Here is a 2,785-nt window from a genome sequence, read left to right on the forward strand (position 1 = left end):
AATCCGACAACCGCCCGCCGCTCGTGCGCGCCCGCCTCTTCGCCATCGCCGCCCCCGTCCAAGGAATCAGTCAAATCGCTGATTCCCGGTCGGCGGTACCCATGGCAAAGTGACTCAGTACGACTAACCTTCGACAATGAGTACGATGTTCAAGACCTTCTTCACGTCCTACTGAGGCCTTGGGTAAAGGATATCCGGCCCGAGGAATACACGCCAAGTTATGCCGGAAAATCAACGCGTATGGATTTTCTGCTGCCGGAACATGGCACTGTCGTTGAACTGAAGTTCGTTCGCGATGCTCTGCACGCAAAGACGGTTGGGCAAGAGCTGCAGATCGATATTGGCCACTATCGTCAGCATCCTCAATGTCAGCGACTGTGGTGCGTTGTGTTTGACCCTCGTCAAAACCTTGTGAATGGCGAGGGTATGCGGCGAGATCTGGAAGGTGTTCACAGGCAGGGCGACAAGACCGTAGAGGTGAAGTTTCTAATTCTGTGAAGAAACCGAGTTGTCCCTACTCCGCCGCCTGCCTCTTCCCCCGCCCGTTGCCGCTGCGGCGCCCAAGCAGGTCGCGCAGGTACTGCCCCGTGTAGCTCTCCTTCACCTTGGCCACGTCCTCGGGCGTGCCTTCGGCGACGATGCGCCCGCCGCCGTCGCCGCCTTCGGGGCCTAAGTCGATGATCCAGTCGGCGGTCTTGATGACCTCCAGGTTGTGCTCGATCACCACCAGCGTGTTGCCGGCATCGCTGAGCTCGTGCAGCACCTCCAACAGCTTGGCGACGTCATGGAAGTGCAGGCCCGTGGTCGGCTCGTCGAGGATGTACAGCGTCCGCCCCGTGGCGCGGCGGGAGAGCTCCTTGGCGAGCTTGATGCGCTGCGCCTCGCCGCCCGACAGCGTGGTGGCCTGCTGGCCGATGTGGATGTAGCCGAGGCCCACCCGCGCCAGCGTCTCCAGCTTGTCGCGGATCGACGGCACCGCCTTGAAGAACTCCGCGCCCTCCTCCACGGTCATGTCGAGCACGTCGGCGATCGACTTGTCCTTGAACTTCACCTCCAGCGTCTCGCGGTTGTAGCGCTTGCCCTTGCACTGGTCGCAGGTGACATAGACGTCGGGCAGGAAGTGCATCTCGATCTTGATGACGCCGTCGCCCTGGCAGGCCTCGCAGCGCCCGCCCTTGACGTTGAAGGAGAAGCGGCCCGGCTGATAGCCGCGCGTCTTGGCTTCCGGCAGGCCCGCGAACCACTCGCGGATGGGCGTGAAGGCGCCGGTGTAGGTGGCCGGGTTGGAGCGCGGCGTCCTGCCGATCGGCGACTGGTCGATGTCGATGACCTTGTCGAGATGCCCCAGCCCCTCGATGCGGTCGTGCGCGCCGGGGTGCTCGCGCGCGTTATTGAGGCGGCGCGCCACCGCCTTGTAGATGGTGTCGATCAGCAGCGTCGACTTGCCGCCGCCGGACACGCCGGTGACGCAGGTGAGCAGGCCCAGCGGGATCTCGGCCGTCACATCCTTCAGGTTGTTCTCGCGCGCGCCGATGACCTTCAGGACCTTGCCGTTCGGCTTGCGCCGCTTCTTCGGCATCGGGATCTGCCGCACGCCGGTGAGATACTGGCCCGTGAGGCTGTCGGCGCTGGCCATGATCTCGTCGGGCGTGCCCTGGGCGACGATGTGACCGCCGTGGATGCCGGCACCGGGGCCGATGTCAACCACGTGGTCTGCGCTGAGGATGGCGTCCTCGTCGTGCTCGACGACGATCACCGTGTTGCCGATGTCGCGCAGGTGCTTGAGCGTCTCGAGCAGGCGGGCGTTGTCGCGCTGGTGCAGGCCGATGGAAGGCTCGTCCAGCACATAGAGCACGCCGGTGAGGCCTGAGCCGATCTGCGAGGCCAGCCTTATGCGCTGGCTCTCGCCGCCCGACAGCGTGCCGGACGAGCGCGACAGCGTGAGATAGTCGAGGCCGACGTCGACCAGGAACTGGAGGCGCTCGCGGATCTCCTTCAGGATGCGGGTGGCGATCTCGTTCTGCTTCCTGCTGAGCTTCCCCGGCAGCTCGGCGAACCAGTCGTTGGCGGCGCGGATGGACAGATCGGTGACCTGGCCGATGTGCCGGGCGTCGATCTTGACGGCGAGGGCCTGGGGCTTGAGGCGATAGCCGCCGCAGGCGTCGCAGGGGTGCGCGGCCTGGTAGCGGGACAGCTCCTCGCGCACCCAGTCGGAATCGGTCTCGCGGAAGCGGCGCTCGACGTTGCCGATCACACCCTCGAACGGCTTGACGTTGCGGTAGCGGCGCACGCCGTCCTCGTAGACGAACTCCACCTCCTCCTCGCCGGTGCCGAACAGGATGGCATCGCGCACCTTCCTCGGCAGGTCCTTCCACGGCGTCGCCATCGACGCCTTGAAGTGCCTGGCGAGAGCCTCCAGCGTCTGCTCGTAGTAGGGCGAGGTGTTGCCCGTCTTGGCCCAGGGGTAGACCGCGCCCTGCTTCAGGCTCAGCGTGTCGTCGGGCACCACCAGCTCGGCCTCGAAGCGCATCTCGGTGCCGAGGCCGTCGCACTTGGGGCAGGCGCCGGCCGGCGCATTGAACGAGAACAGGCGCGGCTCGATCTCGTCGATGGTGAAGCCGGACACGGGACAGGCAAAGCGCGCCGAGAACGTGATGCGCTCGTGCGTCTCGTTCTTGTTGCGCAGGATGTCCTTATCCTCGCGCTCCGCGCGCGCCCCCTCGCCGCTCGCTGCTTCCGCCCTTGCAGAACGCTTCCCCTCCCCCTTGTGGGGAGGGGATAGGGG

The 2,785-nt window shown here is 65.5% G+C and carries 2 protein-coding genes; one reads left to right on the forward strand and one right to left on the reverse strand.

Annotated elements, in window-relative coordinates; genetic code table 11:
- Positions 1-498, forward strand: a 498-nt coding sequence (locus F9K20_RS21140; protein WP_291006762.1) for a hypothetical protein, incomplete at its 5' end; no start/stop codon positions are given.
- Between the two features lie 16 nt (positions 499-514).
- On the opposite strand, the gene uvrA is transcribed toward F9K20_RS21140, so the two are convergent.
- Positions 515-2,785, reverse strand: a 2,271-nt coding sequence (uvrA, locus tag F9K20_RS21145) for an excinuclease ABC subunit UvrA (protein WP_291006764.1), incomplete at its 5' end; no start/stop codon positions are given.

This window comes from Hyphomicrobium sp., assembly GCF_009026145.1.
Lineage (GTDB): Bacteria > Pseudomonadota > Alphaproteobacteria > Rhizobiales > Hyphomicrobiaceae > Hyphomicrobium_A.